This is a genomic window from Rahnella sp. BIGb0236 (genome assembly GCF_004364755.1).
Classification (GTDB): domain Bacteria; phylum Pseudomonadota; class Gammaproteobacteria; order Enterobacterales; family Enterobacteriaceae; genus Rahnella; species Rahnella victoriana.
Genome location: NZ_SOAO01000003.1, coordinates 133,259 through 159,679, shown reverse-complemented (window position 1 = coordinate 159,679; position 26,421 = coordinate 133,259). Strand labels below are relative to the sequence as shown.

The 26,421-nt window shown below is 54.5% G+C and carries 23 protein-coding genes; 4 read left to right on the top strand and 19 right to left on the bottom strand.

Annotated features, from left to right (window positions below; genetic code table 11):
• Positions 1-100: 100 nt before the first annotated feature.
• The 7 genes from EDF78_RS07590 to trmJ all read right to left on the bottom strand — a co-directional run bounded on the left by EDF78_RS07590 (position 101) and on the right by trmJ (position 7,335).
• On the bottom strand, positions 101-1,300 hold the full coding sequence (locus EDF78_RS07590) for a bifunctional tRNA (adenosine(37)-C2)-methyltransferase TrmG/ribosomal RNA large subunit methyltransferase RlmN (protein ID WP_095923034.1): 1,200 nt from the start codon (positions 1,298-1,300) through the stop codon (positions 101-103).
• A gap of 227 nt (positions 1,301-1,527) precedes the next feature.
• Positions 1,528-1,953, bottom strand: a complete 426-nt coding sequence (gene ndk, locus EDF78_RS07585) for a nucleoside-diphosphate kinase (RefSeq protein ID WP_013574367.1) — start codon at positions 1,951-1,953, stop codon at positions 1,528-1,530.
• A gap of 222 nt (positions 1,954-2,175) precedes the next feature.
• Entirely contained in the window at positions 2,176-3,039 is an 864-nt protein-coding gene (gene sseB, locus EDF78_RS07580) for an enhanced serine sensitivity protein SseB (protein WP_095923035.1), read from the bottom strand.
• A gap of 77 nt (positions 3,040-3,116) precedes the next feature.
• Positions 3,117-4,427, bottom strand: a complete 1,311-nt coding sequence (gene pepB / locus EDF78_RS07575) for an aminopeptidase PepB (RefSeq protein WP_162928550.1) — start codon at positions 4,425-4,427, stop codon at positions 3,117-3,119.
• 83 nt (positions 4,428-4,510) lie between these two features.
• On the bottom strand, positions 4,511-5,680 hold the full coding sequence (locus EDF78_RS07570; RefSeq protein WP_133822844.1) for an IscS subfamily cysteine desulfurase: 1,170 nt from the start codon (positions 5,678-5,680) through the stop codon (positions 4,511-4,513).
• 206 nt (positions 5,681-5,886) lie between these two features.
• Positions 5,887-6,381, bottom strand: coding sequence for a Fe-S cluster assembly transcriptional regulator IscR (gene iscR / locus EDF78_RS07565; protein WP_113875975.1), 495 nt, complete (start codon positions 6,379-6,381; stop codon positions 5,887-5,889).
• Between the two features lie 216 nt (positions 6,382-6,597).
• Entirely contained in the window at positions 6,598-7,335 is a 738-nt protein-coding gene (gene trmJ, locus EDF78_RS07560) for a tRNA (cytosine(32)/uridine(32)-2'-O)-methyltransferase TrmJ (protein ID WP_095923038.1), read from the bottom strand.
• A gap of 127 nt (positions 7,336-7,462) precedes the next feature.
• Here trmJ and suhB point away from each other — a divergent pair, with 127 nt between their 5' ends.
• A complete protein-coding gene (gene suhB / locus EDF78_RS07555) occupies positions 7,463-8,266 on the top strand; it encodes an inositol-1-monophosphatase (RefSeq protein WP_095923039.1) in 804 nt (267 codons plus the stop codon).
• An 82-nt stretch (positions 8,267-8,348) separates the two neighbouring features.
• Here suhB and EDF78_RS07550 read toward each other — a convergent pair whose 3' ends face one another.
• Positions 8,349-9,368 carry a nickel/cobalt transporter gene (locus EDF78_RS07550; RefSeq protein ID WP_133822843.1) on the bottom strand — a complete coding sequence of 340 codons (1,020 nt, stop codon included), beginning with the start codon at positions 9,366-9,368 and terminating at the stop codon, positions 8,349-8,351.
• Positions 9,359-9,937, bottom strand: a complete 579-nt coding sequence (locus EDF78_RS07545; protein WP_229921145.1) for a DUF1007 family protein — start codon at positions 9,935-9,937, stop codon at positions 9,359-9,361. Before EDF78_RS07545 ends, EDF78_RS07550 begins: the two co-directional genes overlap by 10 nt.
• A gap of 272 nt (positions 9,938-10,209) precedes the next feature.
• Here EDF78_RS07545 and csiE point away from each other — a divergent pair, with 272 nt between their 5' ends.
• Positions 10,210-11,490: a stationary phase inducible protein CsiE gene (gene csiE / locus EDF78_RS07540; protein WP_095923042.1), complete on the top strand. Its 1,281-nt coding sequence runs from the start codon at positions 10,210-10,212 to the stop codon at positions 11,488-11,490.
• Here the strand turns inward: csiE and EDF78_RS07535 are convergent.
• A complete protein-coding gene (locus tag EDF78_RS07535; protein ID WP_095923043.1) occupies positions 11,487-12,647 on the bottom strand; it encodes a 3-phenylpropionate MFS transporter in 1,161 nt (386 codons plus the stop codon). The two genes, csiE and EDF78_RS07535, sit on opposite strands and share 4 nt — an antisense overlap.
• Positions 12,648-12,811: 164 nt before the next feature.
• Entirely contained in the window at positions 12,812-14,065 is a 1,254-nt protein-coding gene (glyA, locus tag EDF78_RS07530; RefSeq protein WP_095923044.1) for a serine hydroxymethyltransferase, read from the bottom strand.
• Between the two features lie 333 nt (positions 14,066-14,398).
• Between glyA and hmpA the strand changes: the two genes are divergently transcribed.
• Positions 14,399-15,589, top strand: coding sequence for an NO-inducible flavohemoprotein (gene hmpA / locus EDF78_RS07525; RefSeq protein ID WP_133822841.1), 1,191 nt, complete (start codon positions 14,399-14,401; stop codon positions 15,587-15,589).
• A gap of 65 nt (positions 15,590-15,654) precedes the next feature.
• Here hmpA and EDF78_RS07520 read toward each other — a convergent pair whose 3' ends face one another.
• From EDF78_RS07520 to EDF78_RS07485, 8 genes are all read right to left on the bottom strand, one after another.
• A complete protein-coding gene (locus tag EDF78_RS07520; protein ID WP_131692893.1) occupies positions 15,655-17,055 on the bottom strand; it encodes a cytochrome c in 1,401 nt (466 codons plus the stop codon).
• A gap of 10 nt (positions 17,056-17,065) precedes the next feature.
• Positions 17,066-18,667: a GMC family oxidoreductase gene (locus tag EDF78_RS07515; protein ID WP_095923047.1), complete on the bottom strand. Its 1,602-nt coding sequence runs from the start codon at positions 18,665-18,667 to the stop codon at positions 17,066-17,068.
• 26 nt (positions 18,668-18,693) lie between these two features.
• A complete protein-coding gene (locus tag EDF78_RS07510; RefSeq protein WP_133822840.1) occupies positions 18,694-19,215 on the bottom strand; it encodes a sorbitol dehydrogenase family protein in 522 nt (173 codons plus the stop codon).
• A 356-nt stretch (positions 19,216-19,571) separates the two neighbouring features.
• Positions 19,572-19,910 carry a nitrogen regulatory protein P-II gene (glnB, locus tag EDF78_RS07505; RefSeq protein WP_013574351.1) on the bottom strand — a complete coding sequence of 113 codons (339 nt, stop codon included), beginning with the start codon at positions 19,908-19,910 and terminating at the stop codon, positions 19,572-19,574.
• A 154-nt stretch (positions 19,911-20,064) separates the two neighbouring features.
• On the bottom strand, positions 20,065-21,402 hold the full coding sequence (gene glrR, locus EDF78_RS07500; protein WP_133822839.1) for a two-component system response regulator GlrR: 1,338 nt from the start codon (positions 21,400-21,402) through the stop codon (positions 20,065-20,067).
• Positions 21,399-22,157: a two-component system QseEF-associated lipoprotein QseG gene (gene qseG / locus EDF78_RS07495; protein ID WP_095923050.1), complete on the bottom strand. Its 759-nt coding sequence runs from the start codon at positions 22,155-22,157 to the stop codon at positions 21,399-21,401. The genes glrR and qseG overlap by 4 nt, the downstream gene beginning before the upstream one ends.
• Entirely contained in the window at positions 22,154-23,596 is a 1,443-nt protein-coding gene (locus EDF78_RS07490; RefSeq protein ID WP_095925195.1) for a HAMP domain-containing sensor histidine kinase, read from the bottom strand. The genes qseG and EDF78_RS07490 overlap by 4 nt, the downstream gene beginning before the upstream one ends.
• 561 nt (positions 23,597-24,157) lie before the next feature.
• Positions 24,158-25,135, bottom strand: a complete 978-nt coding sequence (locus EDF78_RS07485) for a sensor domain-containing diguanylate cyclase (protein WP_133822838.1) — start codon at positions 25,133-25,135, stop codon at positions 24,158-24,160.
• Between the two features lie 514 nt (positions 25,136-25,649).
• Here EDF78_RS07485 and EDF78_RS07480 point away from each other — a divergent pair.
• Positions 25,650-26,417, top strand: a complete 768-nt coding sequence (locus EDF78_RS07480) for a hypothetical protein (RefSeq protein ID WP_133822837.1) — start codon at positions 25,650-25,652, stop codon at positions 26,415-26,417.
• Positions 26,418-26,421 lie beyond the last annotated feature (4 nt).

Genomic DNA, 26,421 nt, shown 5'->3' with positions numbered 1-26,421 from the left:
CCCTTCATTGTCATGCTTAATTCCCTTTACCCTGCCAGCGACAATAAAACAGCGGGCTTCACCGCAACGGCATGGTAAAGCCCCGCACACAACGTCAGGATCAGACAGCTTTTACGGAAATCTGCTGCTCGCCTGCCATTTTTTTCTTCAACGTACGTTTGGTACGGTCAATCACATCACCGGCCAGCTGACCACACGCGGCATCGATATCGTCGCCACGGGTTTTACGCACGATAACCGTAAAGCCATAATCCATCAGCACTTTTGAGAAGCGGTCGATACGGCTGTTCGAGCTGCGGCCATACGGCGCGCCCGGGAACGGGTTCCATGGGATCAGGTTGATCTTGCACGGCGTATTTTTCAGACGCTCCGCCAGTTCGTGCGCATGCTCGGTACCATCATTGATATGATCCAGCATAACGTACTCAATGGTGACGCGACCCTGATTGGCGTTGGATTTGCCAATATAACGCTCAACGGCAGCCAGGAAAGTGTCGATATTGTACTTGCGGTTGATCGGCACGATTTCGTCACGAATGGTGTCGTTTGGCGCATGCAGCGAAATCGCCAGTGCGACGTCAATCATGTCGCCCAGTTTGTCCAGTGCAGGGACTACGCCTGATGTGGACAGCGTCACGCGACGTTTTGACAGACCAAAACCGAAATCGTCGAGCATGATTTCCATCGCCGGCACCACGTTATTGAGGTTCAGCAACGGCTCGCCCATGCCCATCATCACGACGTTGGTGATCGGACGTGTACCCGCGACTTTCGCGGCACCGATAATTTTTGCCGCGCGCCACACCTGACCGATAATTTCGGACACGCGCAGGTTACGGTTAAAGCCCTGCTGCGCCGTGGAACAGAACGTACATTCCAGCGCACAGCCGACCTGAGAGGAAACGCAAAGCGTTGCGCGGTCGCCGTCCGGGATATACACGGTTTCGACCAGTTGTCCGCCCACCTGAATCGCCCATTTAATGGTGCCGTCAGTTGAACGTTGTTCAGAAGCGACTTCCGGCGCACGGATTTCGGCAACGCGGGCCAGCTTTTCACGCAGCGCTTTATTGATATCGGTCATTTGCTCGAAATCATCGCTGCAGTAGTGATACATCCACTTCATGACCTGATCAGCACGGAACGGTTTTTCGCCCATGTTGATAAAGAACTCGCGCATCTGTTTGCGGTTAAGGTCAAGAAGGTTAATTTTGGCGGCAGCAGGCACGACAGTGTTCACGGCTTCTGCGGAAACAGCGTTATTTTCAGACAAGATTGGCTCGGACGTGTTGGATTCTAACATGATGAAAAATGGCCTCGTTGTTACACGTTATGGCGTATTGGAAGTGCAGAGCCTGACCTGACAGAAAACGGCTGGCCTGCAAATAAAAGTGCGCCCCGAAGAGGCTGGCTCATTCGGGGCGCAACATTGTACAAATTTTAGGGCACAGTTGCCATGTTTGGAAAGTGGCTGTTACAAAATTCTTGCGAATTTGCGGCACATCTTCCAGCAACGGTGACGCAAAAATCTTAACGCGGGCAGATTTCGCTTTCGGTGAAGAAGTAAGCGATTTCGCGTTGTGCAGATTCTACCGCGTCAGAACCGTGAACCGCGTTAGCGGTGAAGCTGTCAGCGAAGTCTGCACGCAGGGTACCGGCCAGTGCGTTGTCCGGGTTAGTCGCGCCCATGATGTCACGGTTACGCTGAACGGCGTTTTCGCCTTCCAGAACCTGAACCATGATTGGGCCAGAGGTCATGAACTCAACCAGACCGTCGAAGAAAGGACGACCTTTGTGTTCTGCGTAGAAACCTTCAGCTTGTTCTTTAGTCAGTTTCAGCATTTTAGACGCGATGATGGTGAAACCCGCGCGCTCGAAACGTGCGTAGATAGCGCCGATGTCGTTGTTCGCTACGGAGTTTGGCTTGATGATGGAGAAAGTGCGTTCGATAGTCATGAAAAAACCTCTGTCTGACTTTTATAGGTAGGGCCGGTTAATTTAATGTTATACCTGCCGTAAAATGGCGGTGATTATAGGGAGCGAAGTTACGATTGCCTACCCGAATCACAACATTTAATTAAAAAAATGCGTGATTGATTCACTAATGAACCTAAACCGCCCATTCCCCTTAAACAAAGCAGGGGCAAAATGGCGTTTCCCCTGTGGTTTCGTGATCTTTTATGCCTGACCGGAGGAAGGAATAATGTTGCGCAGCCAGCTTCCCCACTTACGCTGATAGAACGGCTGGGTGTGGCTGATCAGATAATGGCTGATGCCGCGCTCTTTTTCGGAAACGATACAGAAATCCACCGGACGGTCGTCGGGAGAGGTTTCGCTCGCCACATTTCCCGCTTCGCGGATCAGCGCGTCAATTTCCTGCTCATCGCCGTCAGCTTCCACACCAATCAGCAGGTTCGGCTGGTCATCCACCGCTTTGTCATGGATCAGCGCCATAAAGGCGCGGCGCACCGGTTTTTTCTGCGTAAACAGTGTGGTAAGCGCGTCGATCATCGCAGAAGGGTATTCTTCCGGCTGGCCGATCAGCAACTGGCTTTCTTTATCCAGCACCAGTTCCGACGGCGCATTCAGCCCGCCATTACTCAGCAGCAGCGTGACTTCGCTCGGGTAAAATTCCTTGCCGTACTCTGATTTCGGGTTCAGGAACAGTTCTTCACCCTGTGTCATTTCAAACAATACGCGGGCGGGCAGCGCGACAAACGCCTGCTCATCCGGGCTTTCGCCTGCACTGGCTTTTTCCAGCACCTCCACTGAGGAAAAGAAAGGAATAATTGAGCTGCCGTCCTGTTTTTCCCAGTGCAAAATATTCAGTTCACTGCCTGCGGTGATCGCCACACTGCCCTGCTTTTCAGCGTCATCCTGCCCTGCATCACCCAGCACAAAGACGGTGGATTCCAGCAACGTTTGATAAAACGCCGGACGCCAGGCAGGCGCGGTGACAGACAGGCGGAGCAGACGCTCCAGCTCGTTTTCACCGTCGGTCGCCGCCGCGCCAGCAGGAAGATGATCGTGTGGGACACTCATGTTTCTTGACTCCGGTAATGGTATAAAACGGGGCGCTGTTAAGCGCCCCGTTGTGCTTCATGCAAATGTTTTACGGCTTATTTCGCTTTGGCTAATAACAGATTAGCCACGGTACGTACGCCTAAACCGGTTGCACCGGCAGACCACTGATCCGCCGCGCTTTTACGGTAAGTGGCGGAACAGTCAATGTGCAGCCAGCCTTTCTTATATTCCGTCACGAAATGCGACAGGAACGCTGCCGCCGTGCTCGCACCTGCAGTATGCGCAGGACCGGCAATGTTATTCAGCTCGGCAAAGTTAGACGGCAAATGTGAACGGTGGAACTCTTCCAGCGGCAGACGCCAGAACGGTTCGTGTTCGGCTTTCGCGCTTTCCAGCAACTCGCCCGCCAGTGCATCGTCAAAGCTGAACAGGGCGTGATAATCGTTACCCAGTGCAGTTTTCGCCGCGCCGGTCAGCGTTGCCGCATCAATGATCAGTTCAGGGTTTTGCGCAGACGCGTCGATCAGGCCATCGGCCAGCACCAGACGGCCTTCGGCGTCGGTGTTCATCACTTCAACGGTTTTGCCGTTGCGGTAGCGGATAATATCGCCCAGTTTCAGCGCGTTGCCGCTGACCATGTTGTCCGCGCAGCACAGGTACAGTTTCACGCGTTTGTTCAGGCCGTTAGCCGCCGCCAGCGCCAGTGCGCCGGTCAGGGTGGCCGCGCCGCCCATATCCGCTTTCATGGAATCCATGGAAGCACTCGGTTTCAGGCTGTAGCCGCCGGTATCAAAGGTGATCCCTTTGCCGACCAGACAGGCGTAAACCGGTGCTTCAGCGTCACCGCTCGGGTTGTAATCGAGCGCCAGGAATACCGGCGGACGGTCAGAACCACGGCCGACAGTGTGAATGCCCATGTAGCTTTGCTGACGCAGATCGTCGCCTTTAGTGATGCGGTAGCTGACTTTTTCGTTGCCAAATTCACACATCAGATCAACCGCGCGGGTCGCCAGCTGTTCAGGCGACAAATCTTCCGCCGGGGTGTTAATAGTGTTACGCACCCAGTCGATGATTTTCAGGCGTTGTTTCAGCGTGTTCGCGTCATCTTCAGACAGTTCAGCCCATTCAACATGGCGTGCGCCTTTCGGGCCTCGGAAGCCCTGCCAGAATGCCCAGCTGTTTTCGAGATCCCAGCCTTCACCGGCCAGCTTCACGTTTTTAACACCCTGACCGTCGATACGACGCGCAGCACGGGCAATGACCGTCAGCACATCGCCGCCATTCAAATGAATGGTCATACCGGCAGAATCGGTGCTCAGCGTGGCTTTTTCGCCCCAGCGCGCATCGGCAGGCTGAGAGGAAAGGAATACGGACATTGCTTCATTGGTGGTGACTTCGGAACTCATAACTGCACTCCTGATGTTTTTTATCTTCAATGAATATTCATTTTTTCAATGACAGGCAAATCACCCTTTTATCGGGCGGCACTTCATTTCGTATAGACAGGGGGCAACTCACGCAGGCGGCGGACAGATTTCACCACCAGCGCAATCGCATAATCAATTTCTTCTTCTGTCGTCCAGCGTCCGAGGGAGAAACGCAGGGAACTGTGCGCCAGTTCTTCGCTTAATCCCAACGCACGGAGAACATAGGAAGGTTCAAGGCTGGCCGACGTACACGCCGACCCTGATGACACCGCCAGATCTTTCAGTGCCATGATCAGGGATTCCCCTTCAACACCGGCAAAACTGACGTTGAGAATATTTGGCGCGGCATGTTTTGGTGCGCCGTTGAGAAACACCTGATCGAGTTGCTGAATGCCTTTCCATAAACGATCGCGCAGTTCGGTCAGTCGCGCGACTTCAGCGGTCATTTCCTCTTTGGCGATGCGATACGCCTCGCCCATTCCGACGATCTGGTGCACCGGCAAGGTACCGGAACGCATGCCGCGTTCATGGCCACCGCCGTGGATCTGCGCGTCAATCCGCACTTTCGGTTTACGGCTCACGTACAGCGCCCCGATCCCTTTCGGGCCGTAGATTTTGTGCGCGGAAAATGACATCAGATCAACCGGCAGTTCGCTCAGGTCAATGGCGATTTTCCCCACACTTTGCGTGGCATCGACATGGAAAAGAATGCCACGACTGCGGCACAGTTCGCCTATAGTCGCAATATCCTGCACCACACCGATTTCATTATTTACCTGCATGATGGACACCAGAAGGGTATCCGGACGCAGCGCCGCTTCAATCGCCGCCGGAGGAATATAACCGTCAGGCTGCGGAGCCAGATACGTCACCTCGAAGCCTTCCGCTTCCAGTTGCGCACAGGTGTCCAACACCGCTTTGTGTTCCGTCTGGCTGGTAATAATGTGATTACCTTTCGCGCGATGCGCATGGGCTGCGCCTTTAATCGCCAGATTGTCCGATTCCGTCGCGCCCGACGTGAAGACGATTTCGCGCGGATCGGCATTGATCAGCTCAGCAATCTGGTTACGCGCCACATCCACTGCTTCTTCCGCCTGCCAGCCGAAACGGTGCGAACGGGAAGCCGGATTACCGAAAGTACCGTCCAGTGTTAAACACTGCATCATTTTCTGTGCAACACGCGGATCAACCGGCGTGGTGGCAGAGTAATCGAGATAAATAGGTAATTTCATGGCAGGTAAGCTCCGGACTGCGCGTTCGGCGTCGAACGATAGAATTAAAAACGACATCCAGTTTAAAACGGGTTCACAGATTCTTAAAAGGGAAATGACGCTTTGCGGGCACTAATCGGTAAGAATTGACGTCATAAAAGCAAAAGCCCGCGGAAATCTGCATTTCCGCGGGCTTTTTAAATCAGTTATCAATGCTGACTAAGCAATTACGCTCGTAAGTTCACATTAATCGTTTCGATTTGTCGGCCATTAGGCTGACGACGGATTTCACCGTTCTGACGGTCGGCCACTTCCAGGATTTCCTGGTTGTTGACCAGCTCTGCCAGCGTGATGTTGTTCAGGAAGCCGCTGATGCGCTCGCTCAGATCACGCCATAAGGTGTGAGTCAGGCAGCGTTCGCCATTCTGGCAGCCTTCTTTACCCTGACAACGGGTAGCATCGACAGATTCGTCAACGGCAGTAATCACTGCGCCAACGGCGATATCGCCGGAATCTTTACCTAACAGATAACCACCGCCCGGACCACGAACACTGGCAACCAGGCCATTTTTACGTAAGCGCGAGAAAAGCTGCTCCAGGTAAGAAAGGGAAATACCCTGACGCTCAGAAATGTCAGCCAGGGGTACTGGTCCTTCCTGTGAATGCAGTGCAACGTCGAGCATAGCGGTCACGGCATAACGGCCTTTGGATGTCAGTCTCATAGCATGGTTACCTGTTTAAAATGACTTAAAAATTCAATCGTGCGGAACATGCAAACGAGTCTGCCATTCCCGAGTAAAACAGTCAACTATTTAACCTAGTAATTTACTCAAGTATTACAGAGCGGGCACAACCGCACTCTTTTCGTCATTTATAGGCAACCGATAAGCTTTTGACTAACAAACAAAAATCAGCTTCTTATCGCCTCATTACGCCACTTATTCTTTGTTGCCCTGCGTCTTTTCAATCGACGTCAGGATACCACGCAGGATGTTTAATTCCTGAGATTCAGGTCGTGCACGGGTAAACAGACGGCGTAATTTGCTCATCACCTGGCCCGGATGCGCCTGACGAATAAAGCCCGTTTCCAGCAAGGTTTTTTCCAGATGCTGATAAAAACGCTCAAGGTCATCGACCAGCGGATACGGCGTTTCTTCATATTCAATTTGCGGTTTTGCTGCTTCCAGCAGAGCCAGATGCGCGACGCGGACTTCATACGCGATAATCTGCACGGCCATCGCCAGATTCAGCGAGCTGTATTCCGGGTTGGCCGGAATACAGACGTGATAGTTACATTTTTGCAGTTCTTCGTTGGTCAGCCCGACACGTTCGCGGCCAAACACCAGTGCCACCGGCGCGGTTTGCGCGGCTTTCGCACTGTGCTCTCCGCATTCACGCGGCTCGAGCATCGGCCACGGCAGTGTGCGGGAGCGCGCGCTGGTGCCGATCACCAGGCTGCAACCGGCCAGCGCTTCATCAAGCGTATCCACAATGGTCGCGTTACCGATGACATCACTGGCACCGGCAGATAACGAGATAGCCTGAGAGTCAGGTTTCACCAGCGGATTTACCAGATAAAGACTTGATAATCCCATGGTTTTCATGGCACGGGCGGTGGAGCCCATATTGCCAGTGTGGGACGTTTCTACTAATACAATGCGGATATTGGGCAGCATAGGCACTCTTAGCCAGACGGAAAATCACAACAGCCTAACACAACGGTAGTTAATTTTCAGAACCCCTGCTATACTGCGCGCCGTTTCCCGTATTCCCGTTCTTTAACATCCTAGTTGGAAGATATCCATGCATCCGATGCTCACCATCGCCGTGCGCGCTGCGCGCAAGGCCGGTAACCTGATTGCCAAACATTACGAAACGCCAGACTCTGTAGAAGCTACACAAAAAGGTACCAACGATTTTGTTACCAATGTAGACCGCGATGCAGAACACATGATTATCGATGTCATTCGCAAATCCTATCCAAAACACACCATCATCAGTGAAGAGTGTGGCGAACTGGAAGGCGAAGACAAAGACGTACAATGGATTATCGACCCGCTGGATGGCACCACCAACTTCGTTAAACGCTTCCCACATTTCGCTGTTTCTATCGCCGTGCGCATCAAAGGCCGCACTGAAGTCGCGGTAGTTTACGATCCAATGCGTAACGAACTGTTCACCGCGACCCGTGGTCAGGGCGCACAGCTGAACGGTTACCGTCTGCGCGGTACCAATGCGAAAGATCTCGACGGCACCATTCTGGCGACCGGCTTCCCGTTCAAAGCAAAACAACACGCCACCAGCTACATGAATGTGGTTGGCAAGCTGTTCACCGAATGTGCAGACTTCCGTCGCACCGGTTCTGCTGCGCTGGATCTGGCTTACGTGGCTGCTGGCCGCGTTGACGGTTTCTTCGAAATCGCCCTCAAACCATGGGATTTCGCCGGTGGCGAACTGCTGGTTCGTGAATCCGGCGGCGTAGTGACTGACTTTGTTGGCGGCCACAACCACTTCTCATCAGGCAACATCGTTGCCGGTAACCCGCGCGTCGTTAAAGGTATTCTGACGACCATGCGTGATGAACTGAGCGAAGCGCTGAAGCGTTAATCCCGCCAGTTATTGCTACAAAGAAAAACGGACGTCCTTTCGGGCGTCCGTTTTTTTTTGCCTGTTGGGTATGTACAGAAAGCTATCCCCTGAAAGGCCCGCCGGTGATTGGCGAAACATCACCACCGCCCGTGCTGTAAAGCAAAAACCCCGCCACCAGCAGTACCATCCCACCGGTCAGCGCCAGCAACGACCAGGTGATCCGCTGCCAGACGGCAGGCGTGCGGCTGGCACTCAGTTTCACCGCCAGCGCGCGGCTGTAAAACACCAGCACACCAATCAGCGAGACGGTCAGGGAGGTGCCGACCGCCATGGTAATGGCCGAAATCACGCCCCAGCTGTACACGCCGATCACTTTGGCAAACAGCAACACCATGATCGCACCGGAACACGGACGTAATCCCATCGCCAGCACGATCGCCACCTGCGTGCGTAAATCGCCGCCCGCCTGAAGCTGCTGATCGCTCGGCACATGCTGATGTCCGCAACCGCAATGTTCATCGTGAACATGCGTTCCCTTATCCATCGGCGACAGACTGTGGATTTTCATTGCCGTCGCGGGACGCATACTTCTGAGCGTCTGCCATACACGTTTCAGTGCGCGCCAGCACAGCAGTAAACCGAGCAGCATCACCAGAATAAAGCTGCCCCGCTCCATCCAGAAACTGCTCTGATGCAACTGACGCGAAGAGAGCTGCAACACAACCAGCACCACCGTGACCAGTAAAATCGCCACCAGCCCCTGAACAATCGCCGAAGCAAATGTCAGCTTCAGGCTGCTTTTCAGCCGTGAAGGATGGGTCGCCAGATAGGTAGTGATGACGATTTTCCCGTGTCCCGGACCGACCGCGTGGATCACCCCGTAAATCAGACTGAAACCGGCCAGCGTCATGCCTGCCTGCATCGGATTTTCTTTCACCTGCCGCAACAGTCCGGCCAGTTCCTGATGCAACTCCCGCTGCCAGATAATGCTGCTAAGCAAAATGCGCGGCCAGTAATGGATTAACAGAAAAGCGCCGCCCGCCAGCAGCAACAGAAATATGGCCAGCGGCCACAGATCGCGCCATGAGAGGGTTTTCGATGGCGTGGAGATTAATGACATTCCAGCGTGACCTTCTGAGCAAATTGCTGACCAAGATCCATATCTTCCGGCGGGGCATCGGCCTTATCGAGTGACAGCGCATAGTTTTGCAGCGAAGCATCCGGCTTCGGCGTAAACAGCGCCAGCGTGCAGCGTTTTTCCAGTTCCGGCGGCAGGTGCAGCGCGGTTTTGTCTTTATATGTCATATCGACAAAGTACGACGGATCGAAAGTGGAGAATTCCATCGGTTTGCCTTCCAGCGCTTGCGGTTTTGCCAGCGGCAGAACGAATTCCAGCACGGCCTGATCGCCTTTGCGGGAAAGCTGATATTCGCTGGGTAAATCGAGATATTTCACCGGTTTTCCCTCACGATAAAAGTCAGTGAAATAGTGCTGACTGAGTACCCGCGCCATCACTTCAGCCGCCAGTTTTTTCCAGATATCTGACCCCGGTTTGGCATTCTGCGCGTCATACAGCAAATCTGCCGAAGTGATTTCATCCATCGTCCAGACCATTTTCAGGCCGGTCAGCGAGGTGTCATTCGCCACCAGCGTGGTTTGCATATCAATGAAACTGTGCGGGTGCGCCATGACCGTGGCGGGCAGGCAGAACAGCGCAACTCCCAGCCATTTGCCGTAACGGGAGAAAGGCCGGTTCCGGGCCCGGGTTAACGTCATTTCCATATCAGCGCCATATATTGTTACTAAGTAACAGTATTTTGCTGTGCATTTAAGCAGTCGTCAAAAATATCTGTGATCTGAGTTGTAAGCCGGAGTAAAACCCAATCCCCGCGCCTTATTGCGGGCATTGCCTTTGCTATGCTTGACTAATAATTTCAGGTGATACCTTTCCGGTAGGTGATATGAATCCAGACAAACAGCCCTCCCCTGCGCTTTCCGCTACGCAACGCCGTTGCCACGTGTTGCTGATGCTGTACGCGCCGCTGACGGCGGTTCAGCTGGAGATCATCAGCGAAATTAACGGCGTCGGATTAGGCACGACCTGGGAAGATCTGGCGGAAGTGACCTGCGAAATTCAGCGGATCCACCAGCTTGATGTGCTGCAATACAGCGAGAAAGAATGCCGCATTCAGGGCGATGCGCTGGCACAGCGGCTGTGTTTATTTCAGGGATTGCGCCGGACGTTGCGCATTTCGCCGGACTTTGTTTCCCGCCATTTTATCCCGTGGCTGCATATCGCTTTCGAAGGTCAGACCTGCCCGAAGGCGGCATTGCGCACCGACATTCTCGGCATGGTGCTGGAAGATTCCGGCGCGCTGTTACCCAAACCGCTCAGCGGGCATGACCGCCAGCTGATGCTGATTTGTCTGCAATATTGCCTGTGGCAAAACAACGGCGCAACCGGCCTGCGTTTCACCGAACAACAGCGCCGCTGGCTGCGCGAAAAGCCTGAATATCCGGCGGCCCGCGAGCTGTTTATCCAGCTACAGGAACTGAGCAACGGCCTGCTGGATGACTGCGAGTGTGAGTTTTTCACCCTGATGTTACGCATGCTGAAAATCCACAGTTACCAGAGTTCCGGTTCGACCGAAGATCAGCGGCTGTTGTTAGAAATTGAGAACATGGTGGCGCGTTTTCAGGACATCGCCGGGATGAAGTTCAGCAGCTATGAAGGGCTGGTCGGCCAGCTTTTCGCCCATCTTGGCCCGGCAATTGAACGCTGTCATTTCGGCATTGGCATCGACAATCTGATGCAGGAAGAAGTGAACCGCATGTATCCGCGTCTGGTGCGTACCACCCGCGAAGCCTTGCAGGGTTTTGAACACGAATACCTGATCACGCTGTCAGAAGATGAAGTCGGGCTGGTGGCGATCACCTTCGGCGCGTGGCTGATGCAGGGTAACGCCTTGCAGGAGAAACAGATCCTGCTGCTGACCCATGATAATCCCGAGCTGGAAGAGGCCGTTGAACAGCAGATCCGCGAAGCGACGCTGCTGCCGCTGAATATCAAATATCAGACACTGGCGGATTTCTATAAATTCGGTGCGCCGAGCGGCGTGGCGATGATTGTCACGCCTTACGCCACCCGCAGCACCGACGCCGATCCGCTGGTGATCCACACACAATTGCCGCTGGCAAAAGAGCAGCGAAAACGTATCCGCTCGCTGCTCGAAGCCCCCTAGCGGGTGGAAACCTCCGGCGCTGACGGCGTAACCGCCGGACGCAGGAAAATCGCCGGTACGGCCAGCAGCGCCATCACCCAGAACAATCCGGCATGCAGATGTTCGAACAGGAAACCGGACACCATGGTCATCACCGCCACGCCGCCGCCCATCGCCAGCGCGGAATAGACCGATTGCAGACGGATCACCTGATCACGCGGACGCGCCGCGATGAAACGCATCCCGGCCAGATGGCAGACCGTGAACGTGCCGCAGTGCAAAATCTGAATTACGATCAGCCAAGGCAACGCGGTAAACGCCCCCATCAGTCCCCAGCGGACCACCCCGCAGAACGCCGACAGCAACAGGAGATCCCGCGCCGACCAGCGCCGGAACAGCTGATGACTGAAAGTAAACACCAGCACTTCTGCCACTACGCCCAGCGACCATAGGTAACCAATGGTCGTTGAGGAATAGCCGACATCCTGCCAGTAAATCGCGCTGAAACCGTAATAGGCCGCATGCGCGCCCTGTAACAGCGTGACGCATAACAGAAACCGCCAGACCGGTTTTTCGCCGAGCAACGCTTTCCACGAAATACCCGCCGCGCCGCTTTGCCTCGGCTCGCCCACCGGTTTCACGCTCGGACGCAGCAACATGCCCAGCAGCATCGCTGCCACACCGGCGGTCAGCGTGTACAAAATCGCGTTATGACCATAGACCTCAACCAGCTTGCCGGTCACTGCGGAACCGATCACAAACGCAATGGAACCCCAGACGCGCACCTTGCCGTAATCCATATTGATCTGACGTTGCAGCGTCCCCGCCAGCGCATCGGTCAGCGGCACCAGCGGACCAAAGAACAGACTGAAACCGGCAATGTTGATCATCAGCCACGCCCAGCCGTTGCCAAACCAGAAGCCGACGGCAAAGGCCAGAGTCAGCAGCGCCAGAATACGCAAACCGGTGATGAGATAAGAAGGATCTTTAATGGAGGGCGAAATGATTAACGTGCCGAGAAAACGGGCGACCAGCCCCGCGCCGAGCAGCAGGCCGATGCTTTCGGAGGAGATGCCCTCGCCTTTTAGCCATAAGCCCCAGAAAGGAAGAAAAATACCGTAACTGAAAAAATAGGTGAAATAACTGAGTGCAAGCCAGCGCGTGGAACGCAATTCCATAAATCCTCCGGTGTGAGGCCAATACTTTGACAAAGCTCACAATCGCTAGCAATCCGCAGACGCTTTCATACTCCCGTAATGTCTGCCAGCTCACAAATTCTGATACATGCCCATAAAAAAACCCGCCGTGGCGGGTTTTAGCAGCTCAACGGCTTCGCAAAATATTACGCGTAAACCGGGAAGCGTGCACAGATGTCGAGAACTTTCTGTTTAACGCGTTCGATGGTCGCTTCGTCGTTCACGTTGTCCAGCACGTCACAGATCCAGCCAGCCAGTTCACGGACTTCCGCTTCTTTGAAGCCGCGACGGGTCACGGCCGGAGTACCGATACGCACGCCGGACGTCACAAACGGGCTCTTCGGATCGTTAGGAACGCTGTTTTTGTTGACGGTAATGTTCGCGCGACCCAGTGCGGCATCGGCTTCTTTACCGGTCAGATTTTTATCCACCAGATCCATCAGGAACAGGTGGTTATGGGTGCCGCCGGAAACCACTTTGTAGCCACGTTCCAGGATCACCGCCACCATTGCCTGGGCGTTTTTCGCCACCTGCTGCTGGTACGCTTTGAACTCAGGTTCCATCGCTTCTTTCAGTGCAACCGCTTTACCGGCAATCACGTGCATCAGCGGGCCGCCCTGGCCGCCAGGGAAGACAGCCGAGTTCAGTTTTTTGTAGAACTCTTCGTCGCCGCCTTTTGCCAGAATCAGACCACCGCGTGGACCCGCCAGCGTTTTGTGCGTGGTGGTGGTCACGATGTGTGCGTGCGGAACCGGGTTCGGATAAACGCCTGCTGCGATCAGACCGGCAACGTGTGCCATGTCGACGAAGAAGTAAGCGCCCACGCTGTCTGCGATTTCACGCATTTTTGCCCAGTCAACGATACCGGAGAATGCGGAGAAACCGCCGATGATCATTTTTGGTTTGTGCGCTTCGGCCTGACGTTTCACGTCTTCGTAATCGATATCGCCGCTTTCGTCGATGCCGTAAGGCACCACGTTGTACAGTTTGCCGGACAGGTTAACCGGTGAACCGTGAGTCAGGTGACCGCCATGGCCGAGGTTCATCCCCAGAATGGTGTCGCCCGGTTGCAGCAGCGCGGTGTATACCGCAAAGTTGGCCTGTGAGCCGGAGTGTGGCTGAACGTTGGCGAAATCGGCACCGAACAATGCTTTTGCACGGTCGATAGCCAGTTGCTCAACGATGTCGACGTACTCACAACCACCGTAATAACGTTTGCCCGGATAGCCTTCGGCATATTTGTTGGTCAGCTGCGAACCCTGAGCCTGCATGACACGCGGGCTGGTATAGTTTTCTGACGCAATCAGCTCGATATGTTCTTCCTGACGAACAACTTCTTTTTCCATTGCTGCCCACAGCTCAGCATCATAATCGGCAATGTTCATTTCACGCTTTAACATCCGCATCTCCTGACTCAACAAACTAAAAAATAAACGCCCCTTCCGGGTTCTGCGCAACAGTGTAAATGTTTAAGCGGCCTTCGGATAGGGTCAGTTTCAGGTTTTTAGGCAAACGATTGGCTCCAGATACAGCAAGGCTTTGATCTAAGAACCTCCGCCCATAATCAAGGGATATATATTCACCTGAACATGTACAAATTTCAGCTTTGTGACTCAGCGCGCCCCCCTGAATCCCCCTACCCCTTTAGGGGGTGTTTACAGAAATTGTGGGTTTATATAAGATGCATTTGAAATACATGTTTAGATAAAGTCATCACAGACACGGAGTTCACCATGCTTGATTCAGCCACTATCGCCACCGTTAAATCCACCCTTCCTTTGCTCGCCGCGACCGGCCCGAAACTGACTGCACACTTCTATGACCGCATGTTTGCGCATAATCCCGAGCTGAAAGACATCTTCAATATGAGTAACCAGCGCAACGGCGATCAGCGTCAGGCGCTGTTTGATGCCATCTGCGCATACGCTGCCAATATCGACAATCTGGCGGCGTTGCTGCCTGCGGTGGAACGCATCGCGCAAAAACACACCAGCTTCACCATTGAGCCTGAGCAATACAACATCGTCGGCGCACACCTGCTGGCGACGCTGGATGAAATGTTCAGTCCGGGTCAGGAAGTGCTGGATGCGTGGGGCAAAGCCTATGGCGTGCTGGCAAATGTGTTTATCCATCGTGAGGCCGAGATTTATCAGGACAGCGCCGAAAAAGCCGGTGGCTGGCGTGGCACCCGTGAATTCCGCATTGTTGAAAAACAACCGCAGAGTGAACTGATCACCTCTTTCCTGCTGGAACCTGTGGATGGCAAACCGGTGGCTGACTTCCGGCCGGGGCAATATCTGGCGGTGTACATCCGCGATGCCTCGCTGGAAAATCAGGAAATCCGTCAGTATTCCCTGACCCAGGCACCGAACGGCAAAACTTACCGCATCGCGGTAAAACGCGAAGGCCAGGGCGCGGTGTCCAGCTTCCTGCACAATGTCGCGCAAACGGGTGACATCGTTCATCTGGCCGCCCCGCACGGTGATTTCTTTATGGATATCAGCGATACCACGCCGGTGGCACTGATTTCTGCCGGTGTCGGTCAGACGCCGATGTTAGGTATGCTCAGCACGCTGGCCGGATGCGGACATCACGCGCCGGTGCAGTGGCTGCACGCAGCAGAAAACGGCGCGGTGCATGCGTTTGCCGGTGAAGTGAAAAGCGCGCAGGCCCGTCTGCCACAACTGGAAAGCCATGTCTGGTATAACCAGCCACAGGCGAATGATTTACCCGGTGAAGATTTCCAGTATCAGGGGCTGATGGATCTGAGCAAAGTCAGCGGTCAGCTGAGCGATCCGGCGATGCATTTCTATCTGTGCGGTCCGGTGAGCTTTATGCAGTTCACGGCGAAACAGTTGCTGGCGATGAACGTCAGCGAAGCGAACATTCACTACGAATGCTTCGGCCCGCATAAAGTGATTTAATCCGCGCCCGAAAAAAAAGGCTGACGCAAAATGTCAGCCTTTTTTTGTTGCCGCGTCAGCAGAGATTAACGACGGCGGCGGCGAACCAGGAACAGCGCGATCAGCAGGATAACAATCAGCCCCGCAATGCCCATTCCCCAGTGCGCCAGTTCCAGCAACGGCGAAGGTTTACCGCCAGCGCGTAATTCCTTCACCCGCTGCGGCGTCACTTTCGCCTGATCGTTACCGAACTGCTGCAACAGCTGATTGCTCAGTGTGGCAACCTGCGTATCTGACAGCAAATGTTCAAATGCCGGCATCGCGACATTGTGGCTTTCCGGACCACGCTGCACGCCATGCAGGATCGCCATCACCAGATTGTCGCTGTTCAGGTGTCCCAGCGCGGTATTGTTGACCAGCGAAGGCAATCCGCCGTCCTTGCTGCCGCGCCCGTCGGGCTGGTGACAACTGGCACAATAGCCGTCATACACCTGCCAGCCGGTCATTTTATCGGCATCGGCCGGGCGCGCAACGCCACGCAGATTATCGACATAACTGGCCGGAGTGCCGAACTGGTCGGCGGCTTTCGCCTGCCCTTCCTGACTCACCGGGGTGGTTTGTTTCAGCCACACGGCAATGGCCTGCAAATCACTGTCACTCAGATGGCTGAGACTGTGATCGATCGCCTCCGCCATCGGCCCCGCAGCCTGTGCTTTACCCGGCGCGTGACCGGTCTTCAGGTAACCGGCGATTTCATCCGTGCTCCAGTTGCCAATGCCGCTGACCGCGTCCGGGGTGATATTCGGCGCAAACCAGGTGCCCAGACTGCTGCCGCCCAGGGCTTTATCGCCCTGCTCGGCCATCAGCGCATTACGCGGCGTATGGCAGGTGCTGCAATGCGCGAGGGCTTCCCCCAGATACGCGCCGCGGTTCACCTGATCACTTTTTGACGGATCGGCTTTAAACGCGCCTTTCTCGAGAAACAGCAGATTCCAGCCCGCCATCGACAAACGCACGTTGAACGGGAACGGCAGCGCGGTCGGCGTTGAAGGCACATCCACCGGTTGCACGCCCTGCATGAAATAGGCGTACAGCGCTTTCATGTCTTCATCGCTGATTTTGGCATACGAGGTATACGGCATTGCCGGATAAAGATTCGCGCCGTCGCCACGCACGCCATCGCGCACCGCGTGTTCAAACTGTTCCAGCGTGTAATTGCCGATGCCGTCTTTTTTAGACGGCGTGATGTTGCTCGAATAAATGGTGCCCAGCGGCGTCGCCAGCCCGAGGCCACCGGCGAACGGCTTGCCGCCTTCAGTGGAATGGCAGGCCACGCAGTCACCGGCCACCGCGACATATTCGCCTTTCTTAATCAGCGCATCCTGCTGCGGCGACAACGCGGCATACGCTGCGCCCGCACTGAGGCTCAGGCCAAAGGCCAGCAATGCGCCCGTCAGACGTTTTTGAGATAAACGGTTCAGAGTCATGTCAGTCAGCCTATAGCGCAGTTTTGGCAAGATGATCAGCGGTACGTAACGCCAGAGCGACCGCAGTCAGCGTGGAGTTGACCGTGGCAGACGTTGGCATTACGCCGGTACTGGTGATGAACAGATTTTCATGGTCATGAGTGCGTCCGAACGCATCCACCACGGAATCTTTCGGGTCATGCCCCATGCTCATCGTGCCGGTAATGTGCTGGTTGTTGCCGTAAACGCCCGGCTTACTGAAACGCAGATTGGTGCCGCCCATCAGTCTGGCAATCTCGGTATATTCTTTTACCGCGCGCGCCATACCGCGATGCACATAATCGTCCATGTGGTAAATCGCCGCCGGTTTAGGAATACCCAGTTTGTCTTTTTTGTCGCTGAGAATGATGCGGTTGTCGTAGTTCGGCAGCTGCTCCATGACGTTTTTCAGGCTGGTCTGGTGCGAGGCACGGCGACGGATTTCGTTATCCAGGCTGATGCCGTAAACGCCTTCCGCCAGCAAGTCCTGAGTGACGGACTGCACCTGCGACGAGTTGGCGATATCGATACGGAATGAGGCGTAATCTTTGCGGAAATCGCCGTCGCGCAGGCTGTTGATCGACGCCGGACTCATCGGTCCGCGCCCGGCCCACAGCGGCTCTTCGGTTTCGAAGGTCAGCGAGTTACTCGGGTGATCCATCAGATGACGGCCAACGGTGCCGGAACTGTTGGCCAGTCCGTCCGGGTATTTATCGCTGGCGGAAATCAGCAGCAGTTTCGGGCTTTCGATGCCATTGGCGGCCAGAACGAAGTTTTTCGCCGTGACTTTATGTTCGCCTTTATCCGGATCGTAATAATGCGCGGCGACAATGCGGCCTTTCTCGTCGTGCTCGAGGCGGTAAACCACCGCGCTGGTGATCAGTTTTGCGCCCGCTGCTTCGGCAGCCTGCGCGGCGATGCCGCCGTGATATTGCGCGTCAATCGGGCAAATCGGCATACAGTTGTTGTTACCACAACAGGCCGGACGCCCGTCGTAGTTACGGCTGTTACGCGCGGTGGTGTTCACAATCACGTCATAACCGCCGGGTGCCAGACGTTCGCGAAAACGCTGTTGCAGCCAGGATTCCGCGACCGGTTCCATCGGGAACGGCTGATTGCGCGGTGAACCGTTATCGGGCGCACCGGAGACGCCCATTTTCACTTCGGCTTCGTAATAAAACGGTTCCAGCTCGTCATAGGATAACGGCCAGTCGCGCCCCACGCCGTACAGCGTTTTAATCTTCATATCGTTTGGCAGAACGCGCCACGCCTGCGCCGCCCAGTGCCAGGTGGTGCCGCCCATAATACGGATATATTCCGCCGGGAACGGATACGGCCCCTGCTGTTGCAGATAATCATTGTCTTCCGGTTTGTATACCGGATGCGGCGACCAGTCCGAGTAAGGATACGGCGACATAAAGTCTTTTTTGCGTGGTGAATTACGGAAGTTTTCGGTCAGCGTACCGCGATCAATACGCGGGCCGGATTCGAGAATAATGACGGAGATGCCCTGTTTTGCCAGACGCTGCGCGACCAGCGAGCCGCAGATCCCTGAGCCGATGACGACGACGTCAGCGGAAAGTTGTTCACTCATTGTTTAACCCTTTTTGAACGTTATTTTCAGACAGGCTGTTTTGCCCAGGTGCCGTAAGCGCCGTAGGCATAGCTCGGCGGGTTGAGATGATCGCGAACCGCGACATTCATCAGCGCATTTTCATACGCCAGACACACCGCCTGTTTGCCATCGCCGACCACGCCGAGATACCACGCCTGTAAGATGCTGCGCGGCAGTTTCGCCAGCGCGGGCTGCCGGGTATCCAGGGCTTTTTGCAGGTCAGCGGCGTCAAGGTGATTCGCCGTGATAAACGCCTGCAACGCCTGGACCTGCGCGGTGAAATCCGGGTACAGCGCCAGCATGGTCTGGTAATAACGTTCAGAAAGGACCGGTTCTAACTGATCATGACCGGTTAAATACAGCGAGAGTTGGGTGAAATCCTGTTTTGCCTGAGACAAACCGGCCACCGGCGCGGCATAAACCGGGCTGAGCAGCAGTTTGTTCATCAGCGGGACGGAAAGCGCCGCCAGTGCGCCCCCTAAAAATACGCGACGGGAAATGCGTATGGGTTTTTCATGTGGTGACATTGCAAAGCCTTTTGAATGGGTGTGAAAACCACGATCAACGGAGATCAATCCACACCAGTTCCGGCAGCCAGATACTTTCACCCTGAATTGTTTTAGTTGGTGACTACAACGTATCTGACATATTTATCGAACTGGTATAACAACAAACGTGATTTTACTCTCACTTTTTCAATGAAGTCACAATAAAAACCCTACAAACTTCACACAAAACTAACAAATAGCATTTTTTGGGGTCATTCAGGCAAAGGGAATGCGCAGGGGATTATGGATTGGTATAACAGGGAGGAGAGCGCAGAAAAAAGCAGAAGGGTAAAACTCAGGGCCGGTAACGGGACATTACCCGCCCTGCTGACACATTAAATCGCTTCTTCGTCCTGCTCGCCGGTACGGATACGCACCACACGCGCGACATCGAACACGAAGATTTTGCCGTCACCGATTTTACCGGTCTGTGCGGTGGTCATGATGGTTTCAACGCAGGTATCCACGATGTCATCCGCCACGACAATTTCGATTTTCACTTTTGGCAGGAAATCGACCATGTATTCCGCACCACGGTACAGTTCGGTGTGACCTTTCTGACGACCAAAGCCTTTCACTTCGGTCACGGTCATCCCGGTAATCCCGACTTCAGCCAGTGCTTCACGGACGTCGTCGAGTTTGAATGGCTTGATAATCGCATCAATCTTTTTCATGGCGGACCCTTATAATCATTCGTTTGCTCTCCGCCTTCCTGAGCGGCAGCATGGTTCACAGTCTGGTTTCGGATGCCTGAGGCATGCGAAGGCGCTAAAGGTATCATAGTTCAGCGGCAGCAATGTACCTCAAGCCTCTGAAAGTAAATTCCGGTTACTCTTTAAAATCGGTCGCTTCTAACTCGTGGCGCGACAACAACTTGTAAAATTCGGTGCGGTTACGCCCGGCGATACGGGCGGCCTGCGTGACATTGCCTTTGGTGATTTGCAGCAGCTTGCGCAGATAATTGAGTTCGAACTGATTACGCGCATCGGCAAATGTCGGCAGCGCGGTGTTTTCACCTTCCAGCGCCTGTTGCACCAGTGCCTCGCTGATCACCGGCGCCGACGTCAGCGCCACGCATTGCTCGATCACGTTCACCAGCTGACGCACGTTGCCCGGCCAGCTGGCGGCCATCAGCCGTTTCAGCGCATCGATGGAAAAACTGCGCACAAAAGGTTTGTGCCGCTGGGCTGCCACGCGCAACAGATGATTCGCCAGCAGCGGGATATCTTCAGAGCGTTCACTCAGCGTCGGCAATTTCAGGCTGACCACGTTCAGGCGGTAAAACAGGTCTTCGCGAAACTCGCCCTTTTCCATCGCTTTCGGCAAATCACGGTGAGTCGCCGAAATAATCCGCACGTCCACATCGATATCCTGATTGCTGCCGAGCGGGCGCACCTTGCGCTCCTGCAATACGCGCAACAATTTCACCTGCAACGACAGCGGCATATCGCCGATTTCATCGAGGAACAACGTGCCGCCGGTCGCCGCCTGAAACAGCCCTTCACGGCTGCTCACCGCGCCGGTGAAGGCACCTTTGGCATGTCCAAAGAGTTCGGATTCCAGTAACTGTTCGGGTAATGCACCACAGTTAATGGCGATAAAGGCTTTCTTGCCGCGCGGACTGGCACCGTGAATGGCCTGCGCCAGCACTTCCTTGCCGGTACCGCTCTGACCATTAATCAGCACGCTGACGTCAGACTGCGCGACCATATTGGCCTGTTCCAGCAAGCGCAGCATGATCGGGCTGCGGGTGACAATCGCCTCACGCCAGCTTTCATCCGCCGACGGGCTGGACTGCGCCAGCGCTTCATCGATGGCTTTATACAACGCATCGCGGTCGACCGGTTTGGTGAGGAAGCTGAAGACGCCCTGCTGCGTGGCCGCCACCGCATCGGGGATCGAGCCGTGCGCGGTCAGAATGATCACCGGCATGCCCGGCTGAAATTTCTGGATCTCGGCGAACAGCGCCATGCCGTCCATTTCATCCATGCGTAAATCGCTCAGCACCAGATCGATACGATCCCGGTGCAGGACACGCAGCGCTTCGGCACCGCTTTCCGCCGTGGTCACACGGAAACCCTCGCTGGTCAGGCGCATTCCCAGCAACTTGAGCAGGCTGGGATCATCATCAACCAGCAATAAACTGGCCGCTTTGCGTATCGTCATTTTGCGTTCGGATCCTTAGACGGTGGCGTATACGTCTCAGCCGGTTTCACTGCGTTGCCGGAAGCCGGTTTCGTCGCCGGCGTGCTGGCGTCGTTATCCGGTAAATCCCCCTGGATCTGTTTACGCGAGGAAAGCTGACGTTCAATGTCGGTCAGGTTTTCCAGCTTACGGCGCGTGTCTGCCAGACTGTCTTCCAGCACCTGTTGCTGTGCCGTCATCATTTGAATTTTTTCTTCGTTTACCGCCTGCTGACGTGCGTTGCGGGCTTTTTCATCCCCCAGCACCACCTGCAGGTTCTGGCGCTCACGCCATAACTGCACCAGCGGACGGATCGACCCCGGCATTTCGCCACGGTACTGGCTGACTTTCGCCAGCAATGCACGGCGCTGCTGCTGATCCGGTTCCGCACCGGCCAGCAGGATGCTTTGTTTAAACACCTCTTCCCAGCGGGTGGCGGGGATCTGCTGCGCCTGGAAACGCGCCTGTGCATCACTCATGCGTTCGGCGCAATCCATCGCCCGCAACCAGTACAGTGAATTGGTCACGGCGTCGCTGTCATCCAGCGCCCACAAGGTTTCACAGGGCGCGATGCGAAAATCGATCACTTTGCTGTCCGGGACAACCTGATCGGAGACTTGCTGATAATAGCGGTTATCGGCGGAATGCGTGACGCAGCCCGCCAGCGCCAGTGTGGCGCTCAATACGATGATCCGGCGGCGGAATACGGCACGCAGCCAGCCTGAAAATGTGATCATTCTTCATTCTTCTCAGCCGTCAGGGGCAATTCGATACGGAAACAGACGTCCGCATCCTCAACGGCAACCAGTTGCAGCTCTCCATGCATACGGCGAATACAATCCTGAGCAATACTCAGCCCCAGACCGCTGCCTTTTACGGCCCCTTTTCTCTGCTGGCTACCCTGGTAAAAAGGTTCAAAAATCATCGCGCGCTCGGCTTGCGGGATCGGTGTGCCGGTGTTCGCCACCTCAATTCTCACCCGTCCTTCAGCTTGCCGGCTGCGGACCCAAATAGTACCGGATTCAGCCCCGTAGTGCACCGCATTGGAATAGAGATTATCCAGCACGCGTTTCAGTAACGTCGGCTCGGCCAGACACTGCGGCGCATCGATGGAAACCTCGGTACGGATCTTCTTGGCGCGGGCAGGCAGGCTGTTGGCGGTCACCACCTCATCGATCAGCGCGTTAAGGTCGACCACCACACTCAGCGTCGGCGCATCTGCCAGCTTGCGGTTATAGTCGAGCAGTTGCTCGATCAGCGTCTGTAAATGGCGGCTGCTGTTATTGAGGATCGCCACCACCTCTTTTTGATCCGGCGTCAGCGGCCCGGCGACTTCATCCGCCAGTAATTCCGTGCCTTCACGCATACTGGCGAGCGGCGTTTTCAGCTCATGAGAAATATGGCGCAGAAACTCGTGACGCTGGGATTCCAGCCACGCCAGCCGCTCACTCAGCCAGACGATGCGCTGCACCAGCGAGCGGATTTCCCGCGGGCCTTTAAAGCGCGTGACATCCCCGAGATTACGCCCTTCTCCCAGCCGGTTGATCATCCGCTCGACGCCTTTCACCGGCCCGATAATCATGCGGGTAAACAGCAGCACCAGCGCGCCACTGAGCAGGAACAGCACCAGCGCCTGCCAGCCAAAAAACTGGCCGCGTTCGGCAATCGCGCGCTGAAGTTGTTGCCCGCGCGAAAACACCACTTCCCGCGTCGCCTGTACCATTTCGGCGTTAGTACGTGAGAAATTCTCCAGCCGCGCCGAGGATTCGGCATCCGGCGAGTTATTGCGGCAAACCGGTTGGGTCAGTTGCGTCAGCAAGGTGCGCAGCGTCTGGTAGTAACGTAAATCCGGCAATACCGACGCATGGGCATCCAGCAACTGCGCGTATTGTTTGTGCTGATTTTGGTAAAGGCGGGAAAGGGTCGGATCATCGAGAACACAATACTGGCGGTAACTGCGCTCCATCTCCAGCGCAATACTGGACATGGATTCACTGCGACGGGCGTCGCTCAGCGTGGTGCGGTTAATGCGTGCCGCCTGACGGCTGAGCTGATCGAGGCTGTCATACGCCTGATAAGCCAGCACCAGCAACGGAAGCAGAACCAGCAGGAAAGCCATCAGTACCAGCTGGCGGAGCGAACCGGGGAATAAACGTCCTCTTTTCAACGCATTCATCTCATTGACCACAGATAACGTCATGCTAGCGGACAACGGTTTGAACAGCCAGTCTCGGAGTGGGAATTGAAAGCGATTTGATGGGCGAAAGCCGGGAGGGGTTGGCCTGCTGAAACTTCTTCAGAAAATTCAGCAGGCCGGAAGAGGTGGTGCCTCACTCAACGTGTCGTTCGATGCTTGATAACGTGCTTGCGCAACGATTATCGGTCTGGTGAACGATAGGCACCGTTTCTTTGGCGTCATTCGGACATTATGAGCATATCAACGCTTTCGCGTGAGCCAATCATAATCAGGTGAATGAGCAACTGCCCCATTCTAGCAGGATGCGTGCCAACTTTTAAACAAAAACATCAACTGAATGAATATAAAGGATTTAAATATAATTTCCGCAATGAGATTCTCTGCGCGACGCGTTTCTGGCGACGAAAAAACACCCACACTGTCGCCATATCGCAACACTCCCGGCCACGGTAATCACAATCTTTAATTATCAGTAACTTATATGTCGCCAATTGGCGACAACGCCAGGCGCGATTGTCGCCAATTTATGACACACCGGCATCAGTGATTAATGACGGTCTTTTTGCTCAGCTGTTTATGGCTGTACATCGCCTGATCGGAATCCGCCAGTAACGCCTGAACAGAGGCATGTTTCCCGCTGTCATATTCCGTCTGCCCGACGCTGAATTTAATGTTGTATCCGCGCTGCTCAAGCAGATTCCACGCCACGACTGCCTCATGCAGACGCTGCATAATCTCTGCCGCCTCAAGATGGCTGGCATTGGTCAGCAGCGCGACAAATTCATCACCGCCCAGGCGGCCGACGACATCGGTTTCCCGCAACAAACCGCTGAGAATACCGGCAAAAACAGTCAGCGCCCGGTCGCCTTCAGCATGACCAAACTGATCGTTAATACCTTTGAAATCATTGAGATCAAAAAACAGCATGGTGGCCGGTACGCCCAGCTTCTGGCAGGCCGTCAGCGCCTGTTGCGCCTGAGCCTCAAAGCCCCGACGGTTGGCCACCAGCGTCAGTTCATCCATCGTCGCCATCTGCAGGGCACCGATCTCCTGTTCTGCCATTTTGGCTAAATCGCGCAAAAGCTGGCGTTCGTCATCGCCCATGTCGCGGGGCTTAACGTCAATCAGGCACAAGGTGCCGAGGGAACTGCCGTTGGGCACAATCAGCGGACAACCAGCGTAAAAACGAATCCCCGGATCGCCGGTCACCAGCGGGTTGTCATAAAAACGTTCGTCACTGAGGGTGTTGGGGACCAGCAGAATGTCATCCTGCAAAATGGCGTGGGCGCAGAATGAAACGTCTCTGGACGTCTCGGTGGCGGCCAGCCCCTGACAGGATTTAAACCACTGGCGGTTAACATCCACCAGTGAAACCAGCGCGATAGGCACATCGAACAGGCGTCTTGCCAGACGCGTCAGGCGGTCAAAACGCTCTTCGGGCAGCGTATCAAGTAAATTATAGGCACGCAGCGCATGGATGCGTTTCGCCTCGTCAGCGGGGATTTCTGGCGTTTTCATTCACGGACCTCATATTTCATGCTTCACCCTACTTCAGACTGCAAGATGCCAGTCGTCAGGTGAAACAGATTTCCCGGATTCAAATAAAAAAATAAAGAGAGCGTTTGGAGATTTTTACCCTTTATATTAGCGAACAAAAACAATAGCAAAAAAATTGTACTGGATGGGCGCCCACCGCAAGTTTTGTATATGTTTGTGTTAGGAATTTTATTATCAATAATATTTTTAAGCGCTCTGAATCTCGCCAGTCCGCTTAAGATGGCACATCTCAACAAAGAAATCTGTAAAGTGAAAAATGCTTTTCGGAGAAAAGGTAAAACCATTTATCCCCCTTCCGGCCTCCTGCAAGGCAATCCACTGCTCCGACAGTCAAGGGAACAGGCTTCCCTTCTGCTTATTCTTAATATGTTATTAACTATATTAATAATATCAACATGATATATTTTAGAACCGTTATCGCTTCATTTTACTTCCCCAAAACAATAGCAACACGCACATTTACAGGATGTAAATCATGCCCTTTTTCAAAAAAAAAAAACCATCATCTTACACGCGTGCAATGTATTTAGCTGAGCGGGATAAGTGGTTAAATAGAAGAAAAGTGTGGGATAAGCAAAAAGCAGCCACACTACAAAGCTGGGCCGTACTGCCTGAGCGCCATATTTTGGTCCATACCATTAAACGGCACGAAAGCCCGTTCTGCCGTCAGGACGCAGCCTCCCTGTTTAATAGTTGGGATGTCTTCAGCACATCATTGGTTGATTTAAACGATATTAAAAAATTCACGACACAGTCTTCTCGTTACACAGGGATGTATCACAACATCGCGCTGGTTCTTGACGTTCCCCGACAAAATATTCTCGGGACATTCCCGCGTGACGTGTCGTTTATGAACCATGCCGGACGGGAAGGAGGTCACCCCCAGGGGCGGCTGATCGACCCCTATGAACTTGTGGACTGCATTCGGACCGGAGTAGGAGTAAATGGCTTCAGATGCGAGGGTGGCTATCAGCAACTTTTGACCCCCGCTGCGCTCATGACACAAGATAAAGCGATCCGTCGTGAATATACCCACAATGAAATACTGATTATCGGCCGCCCGGGTCTGAATCTCTATGCCGGGCTCCCCGCAACTCAAAGCATCCGGGTGACGAGAGTGTTAGGCGTCGATGATGTGCCGTTTCCTGACTACAGTAAGGTCTCTGCTGGTCACATGAAGACCACGGAAGAGATTGGAAAACACGTTGCCCGGCTCAACAACGTGCCCTTTGAAATGCTCTGATCCC

What these genes read in the sequence shown, in the direction of transcription:
- trmJ (WP_095923038.1), bottom strand. Translation starts at nt 7,335, where the DNA reads ATGCTGCCCAATATCCGCATTGTATTAGTAGAAACGTCCCACACTGGC.
- EDF78_RS07515 (WP_095923047.1), bottom strand. Translation starts at nt 18,667, where the DNA reads ATGAGTGAACAACTTTCCGCTGACGTCGTCGTCATCGGCTCAGGGATC.
- EDF78_RS07550 (WP_133822843.1), bottom strand. Translation starts at nt 9,368, where the DNA reads ATGTCATTAATCTCCACGCCATCGAAAACCCTCTCATGGCGCGATCTG.
- EDF78_RS07485 (WP_133822838.1), bottom strand. Translation starts at nt 25,135, where the DNA reads ATGAAAACGCCAGAAATCCCCGCTGACGAGGCGAAACGCATCCATGCG.
- EDF78_RS07590 (WP_095923034.1), bottom strand. Translation starts at nt 1,300, where the DNA reads ATGTTAGAATCCAACACGTCCGAGCCAATCTTGTCTGAAAATAACGCT.
- EDF78_RS07520 (WP_131692893.1), bottom strand. Translation starts at nt 17,055, where the DNA reads ATGACTCTGAACCGTTTATCTCAAAAACGTCTGACGGGCGCATTGCTG.
- sseB (WP_095923035.1), bottom strand. Translation starts at nt 3,039, where the DNA reads ATGAGTGTCCCACACGATCATCTTCCTGCTGGCGCGGCGGCGACCGAC.
- glrR (WP_133822839.1), bottom strand. Translation starts at nt 21,402, where the DNA reads ATGACGATACGCAAAGCGGCCAGTTTATTGCTGGTTGATGATGATCCC.
- glyA (WP_095923044.1), bottom strand. Translation starts at nt 14,065, where the DNA reads ATGTTAAAGCGTGAAATGAACATTGCCGATTATGATGCTGAGCTGTGG.
- ndk (WP_013574367.1), bottom strand. Translation starts at nt 1,953, where the DNA reads ATGACTATCGAACGCACTTTCTCCATCATCAAGCCAAACTCCGTAGCG.
- EDF78_RS07480 (WP_133822837.1), top strand. Translation starts at nt 25,650, where the DNA reads ATGCCCTTTTTCAAAAAAAAAAAACCATCATCTTACACGCGTGCAATG.
- EDF78_RS07535 (WP_095923043.1), bottom strand. Translation starts at nt 12,647, where the DNA reads ATGGAATTGCGTTCCACGCGCTGGCTTGCACTCAGTTATTTCACCTAT.
- EDF78_RS07545 (WP_229921145.1), bottom strand. Translation starts at nt 9,937, where the DNA reads ATGGCGCACCCGCACAGTTTCATTGATATGCAAACCACGCTGGTGGCG.
- pepB (WP_162928550.1), bottom strand. Translation starts at nt 4,427, where the DNA reads ATGAGTTCCGAAGTCACCACCAATGAAGCAATGTCCGTATTCCTTTCC.
- EDF78_RS07490 (WP_095925195.1), bottom strand. Translation starts at nt 23,596, where the DNA reads ATGAATGCGTTGAAAAGAGGACGTTTATTCCCCGGTTCGCTCCGCCAG.
- glnB (WP_013574351.1), bottom strand. Translation starts at nt 19,910, where the DNA reads ATGAAAAAGATTGATGCGATTATCAAGCCATTCAAACTCGACGACGTC.
- EDF78_RS07510 (WP_133822840.1), bottom strand. Translation starts at nt 19,215, where the DNA reads ATGTCACCACATGAAAAACCCATACGCATTTCCCGTCGCGTATTTTTA.
- hmpA (WP_133822841.1), top strand. Translation starts at nt 14,399, where the DNA reads ATGCTTGATTCAGCCACTATCGCCACCGTTAAATCCACCCTTCCTTTG.
- suhB (WP_095923039.1), top strand. Translation starts at nt 7,463, where the DNA reads ATGCATCCGATGCTCACCATCGCCGTGCGCGCTGCGCGCAAGGCCGGT.
- qseG (WP_095923050.1), bottom strand. Translation starts at nt 22,157, where the DNA reads ATGATCACATTTTCAGGCTGGCTGCGTGCCGTATTCCGCCGCCGGATC.
- EDF78_RS07570 (WP_133822844.1), bottom strand. Translation starts at nt 5,680, where the DNA reads ATGAAATTACCTATTTATCTCGATTACTCTGCCACCACGCCGGTTGAT.
- iscR (WP_113875975.1), bottom strand. Translation starts at nt 6,381, where the DNA reads ATGAGACTGACATCCAAAGGCCGTTATGCCGTGACCGCTATGCTCGAC.
- csiE (WP_095923042.1), top strand. Translation starts at nt 10,210, where the DNA reads ATGAATCCAGACAAACAGCCCTCCCCTGCGCTTTCCGCTACGCAACGC.